The sequence below is a fragment of the uncultured Methanobrevibacter sp. genome (assembly GCF_902771435.1).
GTDB lineage: Archaea > Methanobacteriota > Methanobacteria > Methanobacteriales > Methanobacteriaceae > Methanocatella.
This window is the reverse complement of record NZ_CACXXB010000001.1, coordinates 75,142-97,937: the sequence shown is the minus strand read 5'-3', so window position 1 is coordinate 97,937 and position 22,796 is coordinate 75,142. Positions and strand designations below refer to the sequence as shown.

The following is a 22,796-nucleotide window of genomic DNA, read 5'->3' as shown; positions in this document are numbered from 1 at the left end:
GCAATACCCTCCAAATGTCAGAATCATTCGTGTAATGTGTTCCGGAAGAATCACACCTTCAATGGTTTTCAAAGCGTTCCAAGAAGGAGCCGACGGCGTATTTGTAGGAGGTTGTCATATTGGGGACTGCCACTATGACGCAGGAAACTACAAATGGTCAAGAAGATCCAAAATCGTTGAAGACATTCTCGAAGAATTCGGAATCGAAAGAGAAAGATTCCGCCATGAATGGATTTCAGCATCCGAAGGAGAAAAATTTAAAACAACAATGGAAGAGTTCCATAAGACTCTTTCAAAATTAGGGCCATTAGAATTGAAATAATTTAAATCGGATTAAATAGCTATATTTTTATGGCTATTTATTTTCTTTTCTAATTGCCTTTCTAAGATTAGTATCTCCCGTACTAATCTTAGAAAGATAGTTAAATAGCGAATATTTAATTATTTTTCGAATTAATTAGGTCTATATTGATTAATTCATCATTAGCCAAATAACTAATATTGAAGGCATTACCAATTTTAGTTGTTGTTTTTCTCCATCGATATAGAAATGATTAATTAAAAAAAGAGAAATTTATATGAACGTCATGTAGGTTTCTTTAACTGTCTACAATAGCTATTGAAGTTAATTTTACTTTAATAGCTATCCTTTTATTATTTGAAAATTTTTTTTTTTAAGGATTCCGGATTTCTCCAGAACCCATTTGTATGTTAGTTATGATTTGTTTTGAAATTTCTATTTTTTTCAAGTACAATAGCATATGAACTTATTTAAAAAAGTGTCTTATTTGAATGATTCATAAAATATTTTATAGAAATTCCTTTTTTCTGATAATAGTTGATATTATCAAAAATAATTTTATTTAAACCATTATATAACTTTTTTCTTTGATTTAACATCAATTTTATCAATTGAAGACAATTTTACTAAGTTGAAGCAATTTTAGATTAAAATCAATAATGTTATTAACCATATTGACACAATTATATTCATGAAAGGAATTATTGGGGCTATTGCCGGAGATATAATTGGATCAACTCATGAGTTTAATTCAATAAAAACTAAGGATTTTGACTTGTTTGAGAGAAATTCAATATTTACGGATGATACTGTAATGACATTGGCCATTGCTAAATGGTTGTGTGAAGACAAGGATTCTAAGGATGTTTTAATTAATAGTGTTAAACATTTCGGAAGGAGATATATTAACGCAGGTTACGGAAGGATGTTTTTGAATTGGCTTTCTCAGGACTCTCCGGAACCTTATGGAAGTTGGGGTAACGGTTCGGCTATGAGAGTGGCTCCATGTGCATGGGTTGCTGAAAGTTTGGAGGAAGCACAAAAGCTTGCGGAATTGTCATCCATTATAACTCATGACCATCCCGAAGGAGTTAAGGGCGCTCTTGCAACATCCGATGCCATATACTTGGCCCGTATCGGAGCATCTAAAGAAGAAATTAAGGATCACGTGGAACTTCATTATGGTTATGACTTAAACCGCACTGTGGATGAGATAAGGCCGACTTACAAATTCGATGTGTCCTGTGCAGGAAGCGTTCCCGAGTCAATAATCTGCTTTTTGGAGGCCCGTGACTTTGAGGATACTGTAAGAAATGCTGTGTCTTTGGGCGGTGATGCAGACACTCAGGCTGCAATTGCAGGAAGTATTGCATCAGCTTATTGGGATGTTCCTGAAAATATTTGTGAAGAGTCAGTTATCCGTTTGGATGAATTTTTATTTGAAGTTTTTATGAATTTTGAGGAAAAGTTCTTTTGAAATTTTTTCGCATTAACAGTTGAAATTTGACTAAATTTGTCAAATTCAATCATATGATGTATATCCTATCAATTTTCAATTTCAAAAACCAAATGTACTGCCGTTTATGTTAATGTTAATGTAGGCAAATTGCATGCATTTGTCATACTTGTTGAATTATGGGGGCTGGATTCAATTTAACATTATCATTTTTCTGGCTGTTTTCTTATTTTTTTTTTGGAAATATTTTTTACATCTATTTCTTTTGCTTATTTTGAATTTTTTTAAGCTGGTTTTTAAACCGCTCATCGTAGTTTTTGGCCACATCTTCATATTTGTTCCATATTCCGATGGCCGTTTCGGGAAGTACATTACGTTTGTCTTCACTGAATTTTGTATATGTGTGCATCATCTCCTTGGAATCTGAAATCATGACTTTTACAAAGGGGATATCTGCCTTTTGAATGTTGATGTCGGCATCTTTGAATAGTTTTATGATATCTATTTCCTCGTTATTAATGTAGCATTTTGGAGAAGCCAGTATGTTTACTGTTAAGCTGGGCCTGTTCTTAAAGGCTTTGATTAACGCTTCGCCTTCTCCTTCAAACAGAAATCCTATCCTCATGTTTATGGATGTTTTGGCTCTGTTAATGATTTCCACTTCCTGGGATATAATCTTTTCAACGCCATATATCCTCCAGATAGGTGCCTGGACCTGGCTCATTCCGTTTTCATATATGTGTGTCAGTCGGGTTATTGTATCGTCAATTTCGTTTCCAAGTCTTTCCTTTTCACGGCTCAGTACTTCAACCGGTGATTTGACGTGATATGTCTGAGGCCTTCCGTCTTCGATTTCTATAAAATTTTTCCTGGAAAGTCCTTTCAATACGTCATAGATTTTGCTTCGGGGGATGCCTGAATTTTCGGCTATTTCACTTGCAGTTGATGAAATCAGTGATGTCATTGCCACATATGCTTCGGCTTCATAGAGTGTCAGCCCAATTCCTTTAAGTGTTGATATATTTTCGTCCATGATTATAGTTTGCATAAACGGTTATATAATCTTTGTTACTTTTAACCCTTGCTTAGTGACAAAATGTTTATAAGCTATTTTGACAAAATTTTAATTAACGAATAAAAAGAGGTTATTTAAATGGCAGATAATTTAGATATGTTTTGTTATCAATGTTCCCAAACCGCTCACGGTACAGGATGTACTATCAAAGGGGTTTGCGGTAAAAACGCAACTGTGGCTAGATTACAGGATAACTTAATCTTTACAATGAAAGGTATAAGTGCATACAACTACAATGCAAACGTTTTAGGAAAAGTAGACCCTGAAATCGATGCATTCTTAACCAAAGGTTTATACACAACATTAACAAATGTCAACTTTGATGTAAACGATCTTGTGGCATTGGCACTTGAAGCAGGAAAAGTAAGTGTTGACGTAATGAGATTACTCAAAGACGCTCACATTGAAGCATACGGTGAACCACAGCCTGTTGAAGTTAAGGTTGGAGCACAGGAAGGGCCTGCAATCATTGTAACCGGTCACGACCTAAAAGCGCTTGAAGAATTATTAAAACAGGTTGAAGGAACAGACATTAAAGTTTACACTCACTCTGAAATGTTGCCTGCTCACGGATATCCTGGCTTAAACAAATATGAAAACCTTGCAGGACAGTTAGGCGGAGCATGGCATGACCAGAGAATGACATTCAAAAAATACAATGCAGCAATTGTTGGAACAAGCAACTGCGTATTGCCTGCAATGGATTCATACAAAGAAAGAATGTTCACAATGGATGTAGCAAAACTCGAAGGCGTAAAAACAGTAGAAGATTATGACTTTTCAGAAGTTATTGAATGTGCAAAATCACTTGGAGGATTGGAAGCTGAAGAATTGACCACAATCACAACAGGATGGAGCGCAGGAGCTATTGTAGAACACGCTGACGCTATCAAAAAATTAGTCGAAGAAGGCAAAATCAGAAGATTCTTTGTTGTTGGTGGATGTGACAAAGCAGCAAAACACAACGACTACTACAGGGAATTCGTTGCAAACCTTCCTGAAGACACAGTTATATTAACATTAGCATGCGGAAAATACAAATTCAATGACTTGGATTTAGGTGACATCGAAGGAATCCCAAGATTATTGGATGTAGGTCAATGTAACGATACAATCGTTGCAGTCGATGTTGCAGTAGCATTATGTGAATTGTTTGGAATGGAATTAAACGAACTTCCATTAACTATTGTACTCTCCTGGATGGAACAGAAAGCCGCAGCAGTACTCTGGGCATTACTCTATCTTGGCAAAACAGACATGTGGATTGGACCTGTACTCCCTGCATGGTGCAATGATGACATCTTGAATGTCCTTGTTGAAAACTACAATTTAACTCCAACAACCGGAGATGCAATAGCAGACATCAAAACCATTATGGGGGAATAGGCGTGAGTGAAAATCTAAAAGCAAAACCTCTTAATATTCAATTTTTGCTTGATTATCAAAAAGACAGTGTTGTAAGTCGTGAAGTAATCAAAAAAGAATTGGGTACCGTGACATTTTTCGCTTTTGATCAAGGTCAAGGCCTTTCAGAACATTCAGCACCTTTCGATGCAATGGTTCAGGTAATTGACGGCGAAGCCGAAATCACAATTTCCGGTGTAAAACACACTGTGAAAGCCGGTGAAATCATAATCATGCCTGCTAATGAACCACATGCACTTCAAGCTGAAAACAGTTCTTATAAAATGATATTAACAATGATTAAATCTGACTAATGTCATTAAAACCTTTCATTGAACTATGATGTTATTGAGTGTTTTCACACTTATAATGTCATAGTTATGTCTCTCTTTTTTATTAGCGGATGGCTATTTTTTCCACCATACCATTATCCAATCGGCTTTGTCCTTAACATTATAATACTTCTTAGATTCCTTATCGTAAGTCAGTATTCTTTCCAAATATTTCCTGAGAAGCTCTTTTTCTTCATCGCAATATAAATCCAGTCTGAATTTGCCGTTGTCCATGGCTTCATCAATGCTGTCATATTCGCGGTAGTTATTCAAATCAAAACGCTGGACATTGGCGTAAATTCCCAAATTGAATAGTATGTTAAAGAAATAATTGTAATCTGGGAAATCCTCTGTCTTTTTTCCAAGCTCCTTTTCAAAATCCTTTTCGATTTTTTTGTTTTCAGGTCCAAAAATAGTTATGAATACATACTTGTTTGCAATCTTATCCAATTCTACTAAAACTTCTTCAATTGGCATTATTCCATTTAAAGATCTTGAGCAGACCACAACATCAGCATCACCTATTTCTTCATATTTTATCTCTTCAATTGGCTTCAGGATGGTTTCGATGTTGTCTGCATTTTCATCGTTAGCTCTTTTTTCTAAATATTCCAGCATTTTAGGTGATGAATCAAGTCCGATTACCTTTTTAACCTTTTTTGAGAGGGGCACTGTTATTGACCCTTCACCGCACCCGACATCAAGGACTGTATCGTTTTCATCCAGAATCAGCATGTCGAACAATGCGTCATTATAGTCATCTTTTCTGGTTCTTTTATAAAACCCCGGAGCGGCCTTGTCCCAGTCCTTGTTGTTCTTGCCTTCCAGTCTTTCTCTCCAGTAGCTGGCCCAATCAACATCGTTCGGATTTTCAATGCATTGTTTCATTTCTTACACCTTTGATTTTGCCGGACAATACGTCTTGATAGTCTTCATAATTCTCTTTTAGAAGTTCCGGAATATCCAGTTCATATGGACATTTGTCTGTGCATGAATAACATTCTGTGCAGTCTTTTGTATGTTCCATCATTTCCTGATACTCTTCGGTCAGGTATGGCTCTGCCGGAAAGCGTCTAATCCACAGTGACATTCTGGCACATAGGCTGATGTTGATTTCTTCAGGGCATGGCATACAGTATGCACATCCTCTGCAGAAGTTTTCACCAAGCTCTTCTTTATCTTTTTCAATTTCTGCTTTCAAATCATCGGTTAAAACTGTTGTGTCATCGTATGAAAGGAATTCGTCAAGCTCTTCAAGTTTTTGAATTCCCCAGATTGGCAGTACATTGTCAAACTGGTTTATGTATGCAAAACTTGCTTTTGAATTCTTAATCAGACCTCCGCCCATCGCTTTCATTGCAATAAAACCGACATCAAGGTCTTTGCATTTTTCAACAAGTTCAATTTCCTCTTCTCCGCTCAGGTATGAAAATGGATATTGCAGGGTTTCATAAAGGCCACTTTCGATGGCTTCGTGGGCAAATGTTATTTTGTGGGTGGTAATTCCGATATGTCTAATCATTCCTTTTTCTTTTGCTTCAAGCATTGCTTTATATACATCATCATCCTCTTTTGGGACAAATGAAATGTTGTGGAACTGATACAAATCCAGATAATCAGTTTTTAAACTTTCAAGAGAAGTTTTCAAATCGCTCCAGAATACTTCAGGAGTTTCAGCTGCAGTTTTACTTACAAGATAAAGGGTTTCCCTTGGGACATCTTCAAATGCATTTCCCATTTTCTCTTCGCTGTCGGTATAAAAATGGGCGGTGTCATAAAAGTTTATACCTTCGTCATATGCTTTTTTAAGTATTTCAACAGCCTCATCCATACTGCATCTTTGAATTGGAAGTGCTCCAAATCCATTTTTGTTTACTTCTAAGTTTGTTTTTCCCAATCTCATTTTAAAGCCATCCTAAAAGTTTTTTATGAATCAATAAATATTTTTTCCTAAAAAGTCATATTTCTGATATTATTATTTATTTTGTTGTTTTTTATTATTAGTATTACTTTTTTAGGTCATGTTTTTAATGTCGAAGTTTGTTGAAAAAATGGGGGTATGCTCACAATCCGTTAATACCCATTCATTTTTAAAACAATGTATAAAATAAAAATAACAATCAATGCAATAATGGCATATTTTGCAGGCAGGAACTTTGTCTGTTTGAATTCCTTGTCTTCAACATCACCGTGCCTCATGATGCGGTCCTTTTCAAAGGAACATTTTTGATATATGGCTTCAAGGTCTTTTGGAAGTCTGCCATATTCGTTAAGCATGTTTATTGTCTTGTTCAGGTATTGGACAGCTTTTTGATCTTCTCCAAGTTCAACACAGCAAAAGGCCGCCTTGTAGTTGAAATTGGTTACAAGCTCCAAATCATCTTCAACTTTTCCTTCATAGCGGATGCATTCATTGTATGCCTTCAGGGCTTCATCGTATCTTTTGAGTTCATATAATGCATCACCTTTTGCATTGTATGCAATCAGGGTGTCTTCTTCCGAAATGGATTTTTCCAAATACTCAAGTGCCTCTTCATTTTTCCCTGTCTTTTGAAGCATCTGGCCTTTGTACAGGTCAGTTTTTTGAGTTGACCCGAACTGATTTTCATAATTGTTCAGACTTCTTAAGGCATCATCATACTGTTTAGCTTTAATCAAAAGCTCTATTCTTGCCATTATAAGTTCTTTTTTAGATAATCGTGGTTCTTCTATTTTAGAATAAGGCTTATATTTGTCCAAAGCCATATCCATATATTCAAGGGATTCATCAATTTTTCCTTTATTGAACCTGGACATTGCCTTGTCACACAACACATTGATGGATTTAGGCTGCCTTTCGAGATATTCATCGAAATACTTCTCACCATAATCTCCATTGTCGTGGCTTTCGTCATAGTACTGGTAATACATTCCCTTTTCTTCAAGGGCCTGCAAATCCCCTTCTTCAATAAGTAAATCTAAAATTGACAGATAAGATTCGACATCGTCCTTTCCATGTCTTTTTCTGGCCAGCTTAAGTGCTTCCTTTAAATTGCCTTCTTCGATGTATAGCTTTGCTTTTTCAACGGCATCACTCATGTATATCAACCTAATTTTTTTATCAGGCTCCAATTTTTTTTAACTACTCTCACTATATTTATATATTTTTAGATAGATAAATAATATTGCTTATTTTTATTGAATTAATTAAATGTGATGATTAAATGAATGATTTAGAAGAAATTGTCTATAAACATGCTCTGCTTAATGCAGCTAAACATAAGGGAAGTGCTAATCCCGGTGCCGTAATGGGTTCCATAATGGCTAATGAACCGGAACTTAGAAGCAAAGCTAAAGAAATTGGCCCTATGTCAGGTAAAATTGTAGGAAAAGTAAATGCTTTAAGTCCTGAAGAGCAAAAAGCCGAAATGGAAAGATTAGGTATTGAAGTTGAAGATAAAAAGCCTAAAGCAAAAGAAGTTGGCCTACAGGAGCTTCCGGGAACTCATGAAAACATCGTTTTGAGATTCGCTCCAAATCCAAGCGGACCTCTACACATTGGTCACTCCCGTGCAGCAGTTCCAAATGCGGAATATGTAAAAAGACATAACGGAAAATTGATTTTGAGAATTGAGGATACAGATCCAAAAAGGGTATATGAACCTGCTTATGAGATGATTCCTGAAGATCTCGAATGGCTGGGAATCAAACCCGATGAGGTAATCTATCAATCAGACAGATTTGAAATCTATTATGATTATGCCCGTCAATTAATCGAAAAAGGCGCAGCATATATGTGCACCTGTGACGGAGCTACTTTTAAAGAGCTTAAAGACAATTGCAAACCATGTCCATGCAGAGACAACTCTGTTGAAGAGAATTTGGAATTATGGGACAAATTCGATACAATGGATGCCGGTGAAGCTGTGCTCAGAGTTAAAACTGATATTAATCATAAAAATCCTGCAATTCGTGACTGGGTTGCAATGAGGATAGTCGATGAGGAACATCCTCGCTTAGGTACAAAATACAGATTATACCCAATGATGAACTTTTCAGTAGCTGTTGACGACCATTTATTGGGTTTGACTCATGTCTTAAGAGGAAAAGACCATTTGGCAAACACAGAAAAGCAGAAATACTTATATGACCATATGGGATGGGATGTGCCTGAATATATCCACTACGGCAGACTTAAGATGGAAGACATTGCGCTAAGTACCTCAAAGGCAATGGAAGGAATTGAAGAGGGAACCTACAGCGGATGGGATGACCCTAGACTTGGAACCCTGAGAGCTATTGCAAGACGTGGAATTGACCCAAGAACAATATATGATTTGATAACAGAAATGGGTGTTAAAATGGCAGATTCAGCCATCAGCTGGAAAAAGATTTATGGATTGAACCGCAATTTCATGGAACCTGTAGCCAACAGATACTTCTTCTGCGAAAATCCTCAACTGATTGAAGTTGAAGGATATGATGGTGGCAGCGTTGATATTGAAAGACCTCTTCATGCTGACCATCTTGACAGGGGAAACAGAATATTGCCGTTTGATGGTACGGCATATCTTGCCGAAAAGGACATTAAAGATGGAATATTCAGATTAATGGATGCAGTCAACGTCAACATTAACGGTGAGGAAATCACATATCACTCCACATCCTTTGAAGATGCACGTGAAGTTAAGGCCAGAATTATCCAATGGGTGCCTGTAGATGACAATGTCAATGTCAAAATCGTGATGGATGATGCATCAATTAAAGAAGGTCTCGGTGAAGGAGCTCTCCGTGACTTGGAAGTTGGAGATGTAGTTCAATTTGAAAGGGTTGGATTTGCTCGCCTTGATGAGATTAAAGATGATGAATTGGTATTCTACTATGCTCATAAATAGGTGATTGAATGGTAATGTTTTCAAACGGTTTTTCAACACTTCAAATGCCTGAGGGGTTTGATCAAATCCCTCCTAAAGATGAATTCACTGATTTGTATTTGGTAAATACCAAAATTCCAATGTCAATAAAGTTTTCAACAACACCTACATTATCTGGGCTTCCTGAAATAATGAACGGTATTGAAGAAAATTTAAAAAACAACGATAAAATAGAATTGGTCACTTCAGATTTCATTGTAATAAATGAATCACTTTATTATATGGTTGTTTCTTCATTCAATGATGGTGAAAACCAAATCAGACGTAATGAATTTTTATATGTGGAGGATGACAATCTCTATATATTCGAATTCACTTATCCTTATGCAGATAGGGCGTTGGATGACTTTTATTTAAACATAATTCGTTCTTTAAAAATCGTAGTCCCTAAATATATTGTGGAAAACGGCGGCTATAGATTAAACAAAGAATGATTTCTTTTTTTTCCTTTTTTTTGAATATTGTTATTGCAATATGGAATACTTTCCACATAAAAATTAGCTGAAATTTTCAGATAGTGTCGTTAATGTAAAAAAAGTAAATAAAATAGGCATTAATTGCCTATTTTTTTCTTGTAATGTAAGTTGCCCCACCTAGAACAGCAGTAATTGCTAATAAAGCAAGAATTGGATTACCTGTTGCAGGTAAATTGTTGTGAGCAATTGTGTTGTTGGTTGCGTTTCCTGTTGCGTTTGCAACATCATCGCTTCCTGCAGCATGAGTAGAGTTGGTTTGGTTCATTGCTGCTTCATTGTGAGCTGCATCAGGAGGAATTATTGTACCGTTGTGGCCGTCTTGACTTCCGTCTAAGTAAGGATCCATACCTGCAGCATGTCCTGCTTCATCGTGAGTGTTGTCAGGTGGAATGATTGCACCGTCATGTCCATCATGACTGCTTCCGTCTATAAAAATACCATCATCAGCTGACATTGCACTGGCATCATCAGCTGCACATACTGCGCATGCAGAGCATAATACGCAGAAGATTGCAAGAATTGCGAATAATTTTGTTTTGAGTTCCATGTTATCACCATTGTAAATTTTATGTGAGGAGTTAATTGGAAATTAGTTATGTAATTTCGAATTAACTCTTCATTGCACAAGTAACTATATAAATAAGTTCATATATAAAGTTTTTCGAATGTAAGTGCTCACTTGCATCTTTAAATAAAAAATAAAACATTATAAATTGTTTTTATTCTAATTAAATGAGTTTAATTAGTTCATTGTTAAAAATAATAATGTAAATATGGGATTCAAAAAAATATTTTTGTGATTTTTGGTATGGTTGGTTGAATGTGGTGTTTGGTAAAAAAGATATTAGTATACCTTTTTTACATCTTCTGGTTTAATAGTAATGTTTTTACCTCTGTATCTCACAGAAATGTCATCACCATTAATTCCATAAACTTGACTGGAGTAAGTTTCTCCATCATGTCTAAATATGATTTCATCTCCTTTTTTAAGAACAATATCTGCATTACCAATTTGTATCTTAATATTGTCTCTGGATGGTTTGGATTTTATAGGAGTAATTTTTGGCTCAGCTACTTCAGGTTCTGGAATAGTTCTGACATTATTCATTAATTTGCGTGTGTTTTCTTCTCTAATTGCTTGGTCATAATCTGGTTCATATTCAGGTTCGTAGATTTCTCCAAATTCGTCGTGTGTTTCATTGATGATTGGAGCATATTCATCATATTCATCATAGTCATTAACGTTTCTGATGTATGACTCTTGAATATCTGCTAAAGGATCAACTTCAGGTTCAGGTTCACCGGTTATTTTATCTTTAACCTCTTTGAATAATTTTGAGCTTTTAATGGTATTGGTGATTTTAGCTAAATCCTTTCTGTAATCAAGATCGTTTTCTTCGGTTGATTCGATTTGGTTATTACTATCGAATCCACTAATTTCATCTTTTTTAGATGCATCGATTTTAGTTGGTGTTTTTAGTACAGGTTCTTTTATTTCCTCTTCGGAATTTAATAGTGCATCTGTGATATTTTCACTTTCTGAAATGCTTTCAATTTCTTTTTCTTCAATTTCATGAGATGCGTTGTCAATTGCCTCAGCAATATCTTTCTGTGATGCAACTGATGGGGTTTCCTCTTCGATTGGAGATACAATTGCTTCTTCAATTGTTTCTTCTTTTTCTTCACCAACTTCTAAAACCTCTTGGACAGTTTCTTCTTCTGTTGGTTTTTCTTCGATGATTTGTTGTATTGTTGGTTCTTCTTCTGTTGGTTTTTCTTCGATGATTTGTTGTATTGTTGGTTCTTCTTCTGTTGGTTTTTCTTCGATGATTTGTTGTATTGTTGGTTCTTCTGTTTCAGGTTCTTTTTCATCGTTAGTTAGAAGTTCACTTATTTCTTCATCAGCTAAAATTTCTTCAATGAGTTGGTCTTCAACTTCCTCGTTGTCTTTTCTTTTCCTGATGCTTTCTTTAAGTTCAGTTAATTCAGTATCATCATCTTTATTAATTTGCTGGGATTCTTTTTCCCTTTCACTGTCTTTTCTTTTAGATTCTTTGATAAGTTCATCAATAGTAAATAAGTCTTTTAATTCATGTTTTTCGTTATCTGGAGTCATAATTTCAACCTGTTTTTCAGTCATTGGTTCCTGGAATTTTTCAACTTCATTTCCATAGTTAATAAGTACTTGATTTGGAGATTCATACTCAATATTTTTATAAGAGTTATCTTCAATTGTTGGTTCAATATAAGCTTCATCTTGATAGACTTCTTCAATTGTAGGTTCTATATAAGTTTCGTCTTGAGGGACTTCTTCAATTGAATGTTCGATATAACTATCATCTTGATATGTGTCTTCAATTGCAAAAATATCATTTTCAGGATTTGATTGGGTAAATTCTTTTTCAGGAGTTTCATTACTATTAAATACTTTATTCTGACCATATGATATTATATCATCAATTTTATCTGTAGGTAATATTGATGTTTCGTCTTTTTCTAATTCAGATCCTTTATAATGTAATTTAACCGCAATTATGGCAATTACACCTATTATGAATATTGTTATCCAAAGTAATATAGTTAAACCGTTCATTTTTCCCAACTCAATTCCTAGTTTATATTGTAATATATGTATGTAAAATCATTAATTTAAATATTTTCATATATTTTTTGATTTTTTCTCATGTCTGTTTAATTTCTAATCAGCATATGCAATTTGTTTAATTTAGTTAATTTCAGCTTTAAATTCAGAATTTTAAAAAATAATTGTTTTTTAGTTAATTTATTTTTAATGTATTATTTTTTTCATTTCTTATTAAAAATTAAGATTTTTTTTCATCATTCATATTTATATATTCAGAAAATAAAATATATATTAGATTAATATTTATGAGGAATTAATCATGGTTGTTAAAATTAATGAAAACTATCTTAAATTAAAAAGCAGTTATCTTTTTGTTGAAGTTGCAAGAAGAGAAGCAGAATTTACAAAAGCAAATCCTGATGCCGAAATTATTAAAATGGGTATCGGAGATGTAACCAAACCGTTAGTACCTGCAGTTGTTAGCGCATTTAGAGATGCTGTTGATGAGATGGGCAATGCGGAAACTTTCATGGGATATGGTCCTGAACAAGGTTATGACTTTTTGGCTGAAGCCATTATTAAAAATGATTATAACAAATATGGTGTCGACCTTGACCTTTCTGAAGTATTCATCAGCGATGGTGCCAAATGTGATACTGGTAATATTCAGGAAATATTCGGAATAGATAACAAGATTGCCGTTACAGACCCTGTTTATACAGTATATGTTGATACCAATGTTATGGCTGGAAGAACCGGAGAAATGGGTGACGATGGCATGTATGAAGGGTTAACATACCTTAAATGTAACTCAGAAAACGGATTTGTACCAGAACTTCCATCTGAACCTGTGGATATTATTTATTTATGTTATCCAAACAATCCGACAGGTACAACTCTCACAAAAGATCAGTTAAAAGTATTTGTTGATTATGCAAAAGAAAATGATGCCATTATATTGTTTGATGCAGCTTATGAAGTATTTATAAATGAAGATAATGTTCCTCATACCATATATGAAATTGAAGGTGCAAAAGAAGTTGCAATTGAATTTAAGAGCTTTTCCAAAACTGCAGGGTTTACTGGAACCCGTTGCGCATACACTGTTGTTCCAAAAGAACTGAAAGGATATGACAGTCAAGGTAATGAAGTGGAAATCAATCCGTTATGGAACAGAAGACAAACCACTAAATTCAATGGTGCATCCTATCCTGTACAAAGAGCAGCAGAAGCAACTTACTCTCCTGAAGGCCAAAAACAAATCAGAGATGTAGTTGATTATTACATGGCAAATGCAAAAATCATTAGGGAAAGTTTAACTGACATTGGACTTGAAGTTTATGGAGGAGTAAGCTCCCCTTATATTTGGGTAAAAACTCCAAATGACATGGATTCCTGGGCATTCTTTGATTTATTATTAAATGAAGCTAATGTGATTGGAACTCCAGGTTCTGGATTCGGTCCTAGTGGGGAAGGTTATTTAAGACTCACTGCATTCAATACTTTAGAAAATACTAAAGAAGCTATGGACAGAATTTCTAAATTAGAATTTTAGGTGTTTAATTTGAAAGCGAAATTTGAAAAGCCAGTACAGATTGAAGAGGGAGACTCATTTAAAGTAGTTTTATCTAAATATGGTGCACTTGCACTTGACAAACAGGAAAACTTGGCGGATTTAATTGGAGAAACTCCGGGCGATTTGGATTTGGAAAAAGGAATAATTTCCTTTGATGATATTGAATTGCCTATTCAAATTTTGGGATTTTTCTCACAGGACCAAAGGCAATGGTCCTGGGCATGGGATAATGAATCCATCGGATTTGAAGATAAGCTAATCCAGTCAGCCCGCCAAATGAAGGCTATCGGTGATGAATTCAACATTCCGGAATTTAATACTCCAGTAATTAATGTAGACATTAATGACTGTCATGCCCTAGCAATGACAACAGTTTCAATTTTAAACCTGGACGGATACTATGCGGTATCTGAAGAGGGTTTAGCCATTTTTGTTGCAATCGAATCTGATTTGGTTGAGGAAAATAATTCCGTTCAAAGATTCAGGAACAGTTTTGCAATTTTCCAGAAGAATTTCAAGATATATCCTAAAATTGCATTTGAAAGCTATACAAAACTTAAGGGTTACATATACAAACCTCATGATGATTTTGCCGTTGCTAAAATTGGCGAAAGCAGAATTATTGTAGGTTTTACTGAAAGAGGAAATGTAACTCATATTCAAATGCTTTTGGAAGAGGATTAGGTAATATGGATCAGGATTTAGTTGAAGAGATAGATTATTTAATTGACATGCTCACTAAATCTGGATTTTTTAGTGTTGATGAAATTATAGAAATATTGGAGGATCAGTTCATTGAAGAGGATATTGACTTTTCCAGATTCAATATTTCTTTAAATAATTTCAGTGGCATTAATTTTAACAAACTTGAAAATGCATTCAATGGCTTGGCCAAAAGGGATATTGTAGCAATCCACAATTGCGGATATGATATTGAAGAGGGAGTTGTAGATGCTTTCGAACTCAATGTTCATCTTTTGAATAATAAATTCAAAGCAGAAGGATTTTGTTTTTATACATTTGAAGATGTGGAAGAAGCTATTGAAGAAGAAAATTTAAAAATCACATTTGGAGACTTTGAAAATAGTGAAGTTAAGGCATTGGAAATTGGTAAAACTGTTGCCGATGCTTTAAAATCAGAAGGATTTTCCATCGTTTGGGATGAAACTGTTAACTGTCAAATTGAATTGAACCCTTTTAAATGGGATAAATCATTTGATGAAGATAAGGAATATGAAATTGAAGGAGCATATGATATTTTTATAAAAGATAGGTGTTAAAATGAATATCAGATCACTAAAATTAATTCGTGACGTAATTATTAACTCAGGGAAATGGACTTCTATAGAAATAGCTCAGGATTCGATATATATTGAATTCAGGGATGTTGAACTTGGTGTTCCTAATGAGCGTGAGGACTTTTCTCTTACTGTTCGTTTTGCAGTTGATTCATTTATTACCGCTTTTTATAATAATATTTGGGACATTGAATTTTTGGCTAAATATAATTTCAAAGATCAGCTGTTGAGTGAAGAAGTTTCATTCAAAGTCAAAGACATAAAATTCGTTGATTTTGAGTATCTCAACAAATTTTTCTATAATTATAAAAAGGAAAAAACTATATCTGTTGTTGAAGATTTTGACATTCACAATATTCGCAATGACTTTTTCATGCTGGTTGAAACAGATGAAATTGCTATTGCCGTTGGCGGAGACCAGATGGATTTCTTTACTAATCATGAAAAATTGGATGATGCATCTCTTAGGGAATTGTCTAACCAATGGATGCTTTACTTTTTAAAATATCATCTGAAAAGAAACATTATTAAAGATCCGATGTGTGAAAATCATCCGTTGAGATATCCTAATAAATAATTTTATTTCTATTTTTATTTTCAATGTCAAAAAAATTAGTTTAATAGATATTTTAATTAACTTTTTTTCAATATCTATTAATATTATCAATTATTTTTTGAATTAAACTTGCATCATTTTTCAAAACTTCATAACTGTCGTTTTCCATGCTCTTGCTTCATAATTTTCGTAATGTGGTCTTTTGGCCAATTGTTCCAATTGCCTATTAAATATATGATATATGTAAATAGTTTTTAATTTAGAAAAACTTTTTAATTATGAATGATATAGTAATAGTGTTATGGAAAATTAACAAATTTTCAATTTTATTAATTTAAAGGAGTTATTAGATGACTTGTAGTATTTTAGTTGGTGGAGCATGGGGAGATGAAGGTAAGGGCAAATGCATTACCTACCTTTGTGATGCTGATAAACCAGATATTATTGCTCGTGCAGGAGTCGGGCCAAATGCAGGGCACTCTGTTGAATTCAACGGGGAAAAATATGGTTTAAGATTAACCCCATCAGGCTTTGTACATACTGGTGCTAAACTCATGATTGGAGCTGGAGTTTTAGTGAATCCGGATGTATTATTTAAAGAATTCGAAGACTTGAAAAAATATAATGTAAAGGAAAGGATGTGTGTTGACCCTAGATGTGCAATAATTAACGAGGACCACATATCCCGAGATAAAAAATCAGAACATTTGTCCAAAAAGATTGGAAGTACAGGTTCCGGTTGCGGACCTGCCAACTCTGATAGAGTAATGAGATCAATTGATTTGGCCCGTGATATTCCGGAACTTGAAGAATACCTTACAGATGTATCTTTAGAAGTTAATGAAGCTATTAACAATGGTGAAGACGTATTTATTGAAGGGTCCCAAGGTTTTGCTCTTTCACTTTATTACGGATCTTATCCATTTGTAACTAGTAAAGACACAACAGCGTCCACATTTGCAGCGGATGTTGGTGTTGGTCCAACTAAAATAGATGAAGTCATCAATGTATTCAAGGCATATATTTCACGTGTTGGAGAAGGGCCATTCCCAACAGAAATGACCCAAGAAGAAGCTGAAAGCAAAGGCCTTGAGGAATATGGTGTCGTAACTGGAAGGCGCAGAAGAATAGGTCACTTTGATATGGAACTTGCAAAGGAATCCTGCAGAATCAATGGTGCAACTCAAATTGCATTAACATGTGTCGACAGGTTATTCGATTGCGCACGTGTACAGGACTACAGTGAACTTTCAGCTGAGACCAAAGCTTTCATTGAAGATATTCAAACAGAAACTGGTGTTCCGGTAACAATCATCTCTACCGGACCGGATTTAAAAGATACAATCGATTTAAGAAAAGAGTTATTGTAAAATAACTTTTTTATACTTTTTTTTTTAAGCGTGCATATATTTAATCACATGGAACCTGAAAACATTTTGAACTGCAGCACCAGTGATGAATTTAGAAACTGGTTATATCACAATCATTCTTCACAAAAGGAATGCTGGGTTGAATGTAAAAGAGGAAAGCCAATAAAGGGCGTTTTTTCATATATTGATGCTGTTTATGCTGCATTAAGTTTCGGATGGATTGATTCCACTTATGGATTAATTGACGGCGTCAGGATGCAAAGGTTTTCTCCAAGGCGAAAAAATTCTCATTGGAGTGAACTTAACAAGGAACGTTGCCGATGGCTGATTCGAAATGATTTGATGATGCCCTCAGGTTTTGAAATTCTTCCGGATTTGGATGAGAAATTCACAATTGATGAGGATGTTTTGACGGCTTTGAAATTTGATGATGAAGTTTGGATGAACTTTTCAGGTTTTCCGGAGTTGTATAAACGAGTTAAGATAGCCAGCATCCAAAAGGAAAGAAAAAATGAGGATGTCTTTAAAAAGATGTTGAATAATTTCATTAAAAACACCAAGGAAGGCAAGACTCCTGGAAATTGGAATGATTATGGCAGACTTTAGTCATGGTATTTGGCACGACTGGTAAAAATTTATAAATTATTTTTTATAGAAGTTTATTTAGTTAAAAATTTTAAATAAATGATTTCTTATGTTTTCCTATCCAAAAAAATTAAGGCGCAAAGATATAAAAAATATTGAGAAATATTCATGTGATGAGCAAATAAAGGATGCTTATCTTAAATACTTGACAAATTATTCTTTTAAAGAGTTTGTTGAGTTCTGCCAGGACAATGACGGTATTGGCATGGAAGATTTGCTTTTTAAATTTGTAGATTTGCAGTTGGAAAAATATGAGCCAAATTCAATAATTTGGATTTCCCATGTAATGCTTAATTTCATGATTTATTTTGATGTTAATCTGGGCTATGGCAGATGTTATGATGCTTATGCCTCCGTTCTCCAGTATACTGTTTTTGCAATCGCTATGACAATGGTTTTTGATAAAGTTCCTTTTGAAGATGTGCCGTTGCCTGAGTTTTCCAAAGATTGTTTTCAAAAATTATTCAGCAAATGCCCTGACTTTAGATTTAATTTAAGCAATGATTGTAATTTGGCATATAAGTCATTCAATAATGATTTTGGCTTTACCAGTGAGGAATTTTACCAGAAAATTCAAAATCACTTTGAAAGTGAAGGCTATTAGTCATCTCCTATTTTTTTCAACAAAACTATTATACTTTCAAAAAGCAAATATTAAATCATGTATCAAGACATGATAATAATTCGAGGAGCCAGAGTTCATAACTTAAAAAACATTGACATTGACATTCCATTAGGCAAAATTGTAGCAATTAGTGGGGTTTCAGGATCAGGAAAATCATCCCTGGCTCTTGGAGTATTATATTCTGAAGGTTCAAGGAGATATCTGGATGCACTTTCAACTTATACTAGAAGAAGAATATCTCAGGTTGAAAAGGCAAAGGTAGATTCAATCCAGTATGTTCCGGCGGCACTTGCATTAAGTCAAAGGCCTAACATTCCAAATGTCAGAAGTACATTCGGAACATCAACCGAACTTTTAAACTCTTTAAGATTATTATATTCACGATGCGGCAGCTACACCTGTCCTAATGGTCATTTAAATGAACCTACTTTAAATGTGGCCCGTGAAATTCCAATTGTCTGCAGTGAATGCGGTGTGGAATTCTATGGTCTTGGCGCTGAAGAATACGCGTTCAATTCAGATGGAGCATGTCCCACTTGCAGCGGAACAGGATTTGTAAGGGATGTGGACAGTTCCAAATTGGTGTCAGATGAGACAAAAACTCTGGAAAATGGAGCGGTTGATGCCTGGAACCAATTTGGAATCTCATGGATGTATCATGTAGCAGGAGAGCTGGGCGTTAGATTGGACGTTCCATTTAAGGATTTGACTGATGAGGAAAAGGACATTGTCTATAACGGACAGTCAGTTAAAAAATACATCAATATTCCTTCTAAAAATGGTAAGCTGTTTGAATTGAATGCAGAATACCGAAATGCTCATCGTGCAATTGAAGAGGCTTTAAAAAATGCCAAAACAGAAAAGGGATTAACCAAAATCAATAAATTTTTAACAACTAAAGTTTGCAGCGACTGCAATGGCACAAGACTAAACTCAAAAGCCCGTAAAACTCTTTTAGGCGGAATTAATTTGGCTGAAGCTTGCAGGATGAACCTGCAGGAATTGGTTTTATGGATTCCCGAGGTCATTGCTCAACTGCCTGATGAGGTTAAAGAGATGGCTGAAGCTATTGTGGGGGAATTCATGGACAATGCAAACATTTTGCTGGATTTGGGTTTGAGCTACATTTCACTTGACAGGCCTTCTAACACATTATCTACAGGTGAACTTCAAAGGGTTCAGCTTGCAAAAACCCTAAAAAACCATACTACAGGAGTACTGTACGTTCTCGATGAACCGTCAATAGGTCTGCATCCAAACAATGTTGAAGGACTGATTTCTGTTATTAGAAGATTGATTGAAGATGGAAATTCAATTATTCTGGTGGACCACGACACAAAAATCCTAAGCATTGCAGATTATATGATTGAGCTTGGACCAACTGCAGGTGCCGACGGAGGAAATGTTATTGCAAAAGGGTCCTTGGAAGAAATCAAGGCAAATTCAAACTCACAAATCGCTCCGTTTTTAACAAATTCCGAAAAGATAATTATCCGTGACAAATCAGGAGATATTTTTGAAAATGGTGAGATTAGAATAAAAACCTCTGAAATTCATAATGTTAAGGAGATGGATGTTAAAATACCCAAAGGTAAATTAACTGCTGTGTGTGGTGTGTCTGGAAGTGGAAAAACAACACTGCTTCTGGAAGCGCTTTATCCGGCAATCAAATCTTACATTAACGGCGAGGATTTGCCTGAAGAAATTAGGGATTTGGATTGTGGAGACATTAGAAAGATTGATCTGATTGACAGCGTTCCGATTGGAAAAAATGTAAGGAGTACTGTTGCAACCTACTCAAAGGTCCTGGATGATTTGAGGCGAGAATTTTCAAAACTCTCAGATGAATATAAGACTGCAGATTTTTCCTATAATACGGGTAAATTGAGATGTGAGACATGTAACGGGACAGGTAGCGTGAGCATGGACGTGCAGTTTTTACCTGATGTTGAGATGACATGTCCGGACTGTGAGGGCTCAAGATACAATAATGATATTGAAAAAACCAAATACAATGGCCTATCTCTTGCAAACATCATGTCATTAACTGTTGATGAGGCTCTGGAAGAGCTGTTTGAACTTAAAAAGGTTACGGGCAAATTACAAAAGCTGTCAGATTTGGGATTGGGTTACCTGACTTTGGGAGAAGCCACTCCAAGTTTATCCGGAGGGGAGGCACAAAGGTTAAAGCTGGCATCTGAAATCGGCAAATCCCAGAAAAATTCCGTGTTCATTTTTGATGAGCCAACAATAGGCCTTCATCCTTTGGATGTCAAGGTATTAATCGATGTGTTTGATAATTTGATAGATAGGGGAGCAACCGTCATTGTTATTGAACATGATTTGGATTTGATAGCCAATGCGGACTATATAATTGACATCGGCATTGACGGAAACTATAATGGTGGGGAAATATTGGCAAACGGCAGTTTGGATGATGTTCTCAAGTCCAAAAACAGTTTAACTGCCAAATATTTGATTCAAAAAGAATTTCAATGACTTATAATGCTGTTAATCTTTTTGAGCAATAACAACTAAAATATGCTCATTTTCCTTAACAGGGCTTTTAACACTTTTAAAACCCGCATTAAGCAGATATTTTTTTAATTCCGGGGCGGTATAAACGCTCATTCCTTCTACGGTAGCTAACCATTTTTCATCATCAGGGTGATTTCCATCGGTTCCTTGTGCTATCATGAACTGTCCGTGAGGTTTGATGATCCGAAATACTTCTTTGAATGTCTCAGTGATGTTTGGCCAGAAATATATGGTTTCAAATGCACTCACTAAATCATAACTTTCATTTTTAATAGGCATATTGCTGACGTCTGCTTGAATGACATTGCACCGTCCATTTTCGACTGATTCTGAATTTCTTTTGATGCTTTCAGAGACTGAAACTTCAGAATAATCCAAACCATCCACATTTCCGGAGGTTAGTTTAAGGAATTTTTCAATATTGACTCCCCCTCCGCAGCCGATATCAATGATTTTGGCATTTTCATTAAAAGTGACACATTCAAATGCGAATTTGGAGATCTCTTTGTGGTTTACATTCATGTTTTCGATTGTCTGAATGCCTTCCTCACCATGTGGTTTCATGCATTGGTCTATTTTTTCAGCTACCATAATCAAAACCTTTAATTAATTTTGTTATATATTTATAATTGGTGATTTAATGGATAATAAAATTATTGCAATTATTGTTGCTGTTGTAGCTATTGTTGCCATTGGAGGATATTTCCTCATGGGTGGTGCTAATGACACAGTAACAATTGGATATCTGCCTTCAGACCATGATGCTGCATTGTTTGTAGCTGATGCACAAGGTAAATTTGCTGAAAATGGAATCAACACAAAACTGGTTCAATTCAACAATGGTGGTGACTTGATGACTGCCATGGCCAGTGGTGATGTTGATGTTGGTTATGTTGGAATTACTCCTGTATTGTCCTCTATTGAAAAAGGGGTTCCCGTTAAAGTTATTTCTGCTGCTCAAACAGAGGGTAGCGGTATTGTTGTAGCTAAAAACTCAGAAATTCAATCAGTTTCAGATCTCGCAGGCAAAAAAATAGCCACTCCGGGGGATGCTTCAATTCAACACATGTTACTTAAATATTATTTAAAGGAAAATGGCATGTCAATTGATGATTTAAAGGTTTCAGCAATGAAAGTGCCTTCAATGAATGATGCATTGAAAACCAATAGGATTGATGGTATGATTACTTTTGAGCCTTATGTAACTATTGCTGAGGAAAGTGGCGCAAGAGTATTGGTTAATTCATCTGAAATTTTACCGAATCATCCGTGCTGTGTTGTAGTGGCTTCAGATGATTTCATTAAAAATCATGAAAACGAAACCAAGACCATTTTAGAGATTCATGAAAATGCAACTGCTTTTGTTAACAATAACACTGATGAAGCTGCAGGTTTATTACCTGCAGATATTGTGAAAGACGTTGAAGTTGAAAAGAAAGCTCTTAAAGGTTTCCCATTAATTTCAGGTTTAAATGATACCTATAAAAAGGATGTAATGGACTTCATGAATTTGGAAGTGGATTTAGGTGTGTTAAAGAAACCTATTTCAGAAGATAAAATTTTCTGGCAAGATAATTGATTTTATCTTTTCCTTTTTTCTTTTTTTCGTACTGTTTTTTGAAAATATTTAAATATCATAAAAAATAT

At 35.0% G+C, this 22,796-nt stretch carries 22 protein-coding genes; 15 read left to right on the top strand and 7 right to left on the bottom strand.

The window, feature by feature from the left end:
- A partial coding sequence (locus QZU83_RS00525) for a hydrogenase iron-sulfur subunit (protein WP_295609002.1) occupies positions 1 to 322 on the top strand: 322 nt, incomplete at its 5' end.
- A 670-nt stretch (positions 323 to 992) separates the two neighbouring features.
- The gene (locus QZU83_RS00520) at positions 993 to 1,778 is read left to right on the top strand and encodes an ADP-ribosylglycohydrolase family protein (protein ID WP_295609001.1); all 786 of its coding nucleotides are present in this window, start codon (positions 993 to 995) and stop codon (positions 1,776 to 1,778) included.
- A gap of 235 nt (positions 1,779 to 2,013) precedes the next feature.
- On the opposite strand, the gene QZU83_RS00515 is transcribed toward QZU83_RS00520, so the two are convergent.
- A complete protein-coding gene (locus QZU83_RS00515; protein WP_295609000.1) occupies positions 2,014 to 2,790 on the bottom strand; it encodes a TrmB family transcriptional regulator in 777 nt (258 codons plus the stop codon).
- A 120-nt stretch (positions 2,791 to 2,910) separates the two neighbouring features.
- On the opposite strand from QZU83_RS00515, the gene hcp reads away from it, so the two are divergent.
- Positions 2,911 to 4,218 (top strand): hydroxylamine reductase, encoded by a 1,308-nt coding sequence (hcp, locus tag QZU83_RS00510; protein ID WP_295608999.1) that lies wholly within the window; start codon positions 2,911 to 2,913, stop codon positions 4,216 to 4,218.
- 2 nt (positions 4,219 to 4,220) lie between these two features.
- Positions 4,221 to 4,550: a cupin domain-containing protein gene (locus tag QZU83_RS00505; protein ID WP_295608998.1), complete on the top strand. Its 330-nt coding sequence runs from the start codon at positions 4,221 to 4,223 to the stop codon at positions 4,548 to 4,550.
- 93 nt (positions 4,551 to 4,643) lie between these two features.
- Here QZU83_RS00505 and QZU83_RS00500 read toward each other — a convergent pair whose 3' ends face one another.
- The 3 genes from QZU83_RS00500 to QZU83_RS00490 all read right to left on the bottom strand — a co-directional run bounded on the left by QZU83_RS00500 (position 4,644) and on the right by QZU83_RS00490 (position 7,646).
- Positions 4,644 to 5,456: a class I SAM-dependent methyltransferase gene (locus QZU83_RS00500; RefSeq protein ID WP_295608997.1), complete on the bottom strand. Its 813-nt coding sequence runs from the start codon at positions 5,454 to 5,456 to the stop codon at positions 4,644 to 4,646.
- Positions 5,440 to 6,471: an aldo/keto reductase gene (locus QZU83_RS00495; RefSeq protein WP_295608996.1), complete on the bottom strand. Its 1,032-nt coding sequence runs from the start codon at positions 6,469 to 6,471 to the stop codon at positions 5,440 to 5,442. Before QZU83_RS00495 ends, QZU83_RS00500 begins: the two co-directional genes overlap by 17 nt.
- A gap of 170 nt (positions 6,472 to 6,641) precedes the next feature.
- Positions 6,642 to 7,646 (bottom strand): tetratricopeptide repeat protein, encoded by a 1,005-nt coding sequence (locus QZU83_RS00490; protein WP_295608995.1) that lies wholly within the window; start codon positions 7,644 to 7,646, stop codon positions 6,642 to 6,644.
- A 125-nt stretch (positions 7,647 to 7,771) separates the two neighbouring features.
- On the opposite strand from QZU83_RS00490, the gene QZU83_RS00485 reads away from it, so the two are divergent.
- Positions 7,772 to 9,442, top strand: a complete 1,671-nt coding sequence (locus QZU83_RS00485) for a glutamate--tRNA ligase (RefSeq protein ID WP_295608994.1) — start codon at positions 7,772 to 7,774, stop codon at positions 9,440 to 9,442.
- Between the two features lie 8 nt (positions 9,443 to 9,450).
- Positions 9,451 to 9,915 carry a hypothetical protein gene (locus QZU83_RS00480; RefSeq protein WP_295608993.1) on the top strand — a complete coding sequence of 155 codons (465 nt, stop codon included), beginning with the start codon at positions 9,451 to 9,453 and terminating at the stop codon, positions 9,913 to 9,915.
- Positions 9,916 to 10,042: 127 nt separating this feature from the next.
- Here QZU83_RS00480 and QZU83_RS00475 read toward each other — a convergent pair whose 3' ends face one another.
- Together QZU83_RS00475 and QZU83_RS00470 are read right to left on the bottom strand one after the other, a co-directional pair.
- Positions 10,043 to 10,504: an LPXTG cell wall anchor domain-containing protein gene (locus QZU83_RS00475; protein ID WP_295608992.1), complete on the bottom strand. Its 462-nt coding sequence runs from the start codon at positions 10,502 to 10,504 to the stop codon at positions 10,043 to 10,045.
- 297 nt (positions 10,505 to 10,801) lie between these two features.
- Positions 10,802 to 12,550 carry a hypothetical protein gene (locus QZU83_RS00470; protein WP_295608991.1) on the bottom strand — a complete coding sequence of 583 codons (1,749 nt, stop codon included), beginning with the start codon at positions 12,548 to 12,550 and terminating at the stop codon, positions 10,802 to 10,804.
- 310 nt (positions 12,551 to 12,860) lie between these two features.
- Between QZU83_RS00470 and QZU83_RS00465 the strand changes: the two genes are divergently transcribed.
- From QZU83_RS00465 to QZU83_RS00430, 8 genes are all read left to right on the top strand, one after another.
- Positions 12,861 to 14,096 (top strand): LL-diaminopimelate aminotransferase, encoded by a 1,236-nt coding sequence (locus tag QZU83_RS00465; RefSeq protein WP_295608990.1) that lies wholly within the window; start codon positions 12,861 to 12,863, stop codon positions 14,094 to 14,096.
- A gap of 9 nt (positions 14,097 to 14,105) precedes the next feature.
- Positions 14,106 to 14,801, top strand: coding sequence for a DUF6882 domain-containing protein (locus tag QZU83_RS00460; RefSeq protein WP_394350252.1), 696 nt, complete (start codon positions 14,106 to 14,108; stop codon positions 14,799 to 14,801).
- A 5-nt stretch (positions 14,802 to 14,806) separates the two neighbouring features.
- Positions 14,807 to 15,397, top strand: a complete 591-nt coding sequence (locus QZU83_RS00455) for a DUF6891 domain-containing protein (protein ID WP_295608988.1) — start codon at positions 14,807 to 14,809, stop codon at positions 15,395 to 15,397.
- 1 nt (position 15,398) lies between these two features.
- Positions 15,399 to 15,992 carry a hypothetical protein gene (locus QZU83_RS00450; RefSeq protein ID WP_295608987.1) on the top strand — a complete coding sequence of 198 codons (594 nt, stop codon included), beginning with the start codon at positions 15,399 to 15,401 and terminating at the stop codon, positions 15,990 to 15,992.
- A gap of 329 nt (positions 15,993 to 16,321) precedes the next feature.
- Complete coding sequence (locus tag QZU83_RS00445; RefSeq protein WP_295608986.1) at positions 16,322 to 17,341, top strand: adenylosuccinate synthetase; 1,020 nt, start codon at positions 16,322 to 16,324, stop codon at positions 17,339 to 17,341.
- 48 nt (positions 17,342 to 17,389) lie between these two features.
- A complete protein-coding gene (locus tag QZU83_RS00440; RefSeq protein ID WP_295608985.1) occupies positions 17,390 to 17,947 on the top strand; it encodes a YdeI family protein in 558 nt (185 codons plus the stop codon).
- An 88-nt stretch (positions 17,948 to 18,035) separates the two neighbouring features.
- The gene (locus QZU83_RS00435; RefSeq protein ID WP_295608984.1) at positions 18,036 to 18,590 is read left to right on the top strand and encodes a hypothetical protein; all 555 of its coding nucleotides are present in this window, start codon (positions 18,036 to 18,038) and stop codon (positions 18,588 to 18,590) included.
- A gap of 57 nt (positions 18,591 to 18,647) precedes the next feature.
- Positions 18,648 to 21,110, top strand: coding sequence for an ATP-binding cassette domain-containing protein (locus QZU83_RS00430; RefSeq protein ID WP_295608983.1), 2,463 nt, complete (start codon positions 18,648 to 18,650; stop codon positions 21,108 to 21,110).
- A 12-nt stretch (positions 21,111 to 21,122) separates the two neighbouring features.
- Here QZU83_RS00430 and QZU83_RS00425 read toward each other — a convergent pair whose 3' ends face one another.
- Positions 21,123 to 21,740, bottom strand: a complete 618-nt coding sequence (locus QZU83_RS00425) for a class I SAM-dependent methyltransferase (RefSeq protein WP_295608982.1) — start codon at positions 21,738 to 21,740, stop codon at positions 21,123 to 21,125.
- A 49-nt stretch (positions 21,741 to 21,789) separates the two neighbouring features.
- Here QZU83_RS00425 and QZU83_RS00420 point away from each other — a divergent pair, with 49 nt between their 5' ends.
- Positions 21,790 to 22,728 carry an ABC transporter substrate-binding protein gene (locus QZU83_RS00420; protein WP_295608981.1) on the top strand — a complete coding sequence of 313 codons (939 nt, stop codon included), beginning with the start codon at positions 21,790 to 21,792 and terminating at the stop codon, positions 22,726 to 22,728.
- Positions 22,729 to 22,796 lie beyond the last annotated feature (68 nt).

Excerpts from the sequence above, each read along its gene's own strand:
- hcp (WP_295608999.1), top strand. The coding sequence starts at position 2,911 with ATGGCAGATAATTTAGATATGTTTTGTTATCAATGTTCCCAAACCGCT.
- QZU83_RS00470 (WP_295608991.1), bottom strand. The coding sequence starts at position 12,550 with ATGAACGGTTTAACTATATTACTTTGGATAACAATATTCATAATAGGT.
- QZU83_RS00435 (WP_295608984.1), top strand. The coding sequence starts at position 18,036 with ATGTTTTCCTATCCAAAAAAATTAAGGCGCAAAGATATAAAAAATATT.
- QZU83_RS00485 (WP_295608994.1), top strand. The coding sequence starts at position 7,772 with ATGAATGATTTAGAAGAAATTGTCTATAAACATGCTCTGCTTAATGCA.
- QZU83_RS00455 (WP_295608988.1), top strand. The coding sequence starts at position 14,807 with ATGGATCAGGATTTAGTTGAAGAGATAGATTATTTAATTGACATGCTC.
- QZU83_RS00495 (WP_295608996.1), bottom strand. The coding sequence starts at position 6,471 with ATGAGATTGGGAAAAACAAACTTAGAAGTAAACAAAAATGGATTTGGA.
- QZU83_RS00475 (WP_295608992.1), bottom strand. The coding sequence starts at position 10,504 with ATGGAACTCAAAACAAAATTATTCGCAATTCTTGCAATCTTCTGCGTA.
- QZU83_RS00480 (WP_295608993.1), top strand. The coding sequence starts at position 9,451 with ATGGTAATGTTTTCAAACGGTTTTTCAACACTTCAAATGCCTGAGGGG.
- QZU83_RS00440 (WP_295608985.1), top strand. The coding sequence starts at position 17,390 with ATGGAACCTGAAAACATTTTGAACTGCAGCACCAGTGATGAATTTAGA.
- QZU83_RS00500 (WP_295608997.1), bottom strand. The coding sequence starts at position 5,456 with ATGAAACAATGCATTGAAAATCCGAACGATGTTGATTGGGCCAGCTAC.
- QZU83_RS00490 (WP_295608995.1), bottom strand. The coding sequence starts at position 7,646 with ATGAGTGATGCCGTTGAAAAAGCAAAGCTATACATCGAAGAAGGCAAT.
- QZU83_RS00450 (WP_295608987.1), top strand. The coding sequence starts at position 15,399 with ATGAATATCAGATCACTAAAATTAATTCGTGACGTAATTATTAACTCA.
- QZU83_RS00425 (WP_295608982.1), bottom strand. The coding sequence starts at position 21,740 with ATGGTAGCTGAAAAAATAGACCAATGCATGAAACCACATGGTGAGGAA.
- QZU83_RS00445 (WP_295608986.1), top strand. The coding sequence starts at position 16,322 with ATGACTTGTAGTATTTTAGTTGGTGGAGCATGGGGAGATGAAGGTAAG.
- QZU83_RS00420 (WP_295608981.1), top strand. The coding sequence starts at position 21,790 with ATGGATAATAAAATTATTGCAATTATTGTTGCTGTTGTAGCTATTGTT.
- QZU83_RS00515 (WP_295609000.1), bottom strand. The coding sequence starts at position 2,790 with ATGGACGAAAATATATCAACACTTAAAGGAATTGGGCTGACACTCTAT.
- QZU83_RS00465 (WP_295608990.1), top strand. The coding sequence starts at position 12,861 with ATGGTTGTTAAAATTAATGAAAACTATCTTAAATTAAAAAGCAGTTAT.
- QZU83_RS00520 (WP_295609001.1), top strand. The coding sequence starts at position 993 with ATGAAAGGAATTATTGGGGCTATTGCCGGAGATATAATTGGATCAACT.
- QZU83_RS00430 (WP_295608983.1), top strand. The coding sequence starts at position 18,648 with ATGTATCAAGACATGATAATAATTCGAGGAGCCAGAGTTCATAACTTA.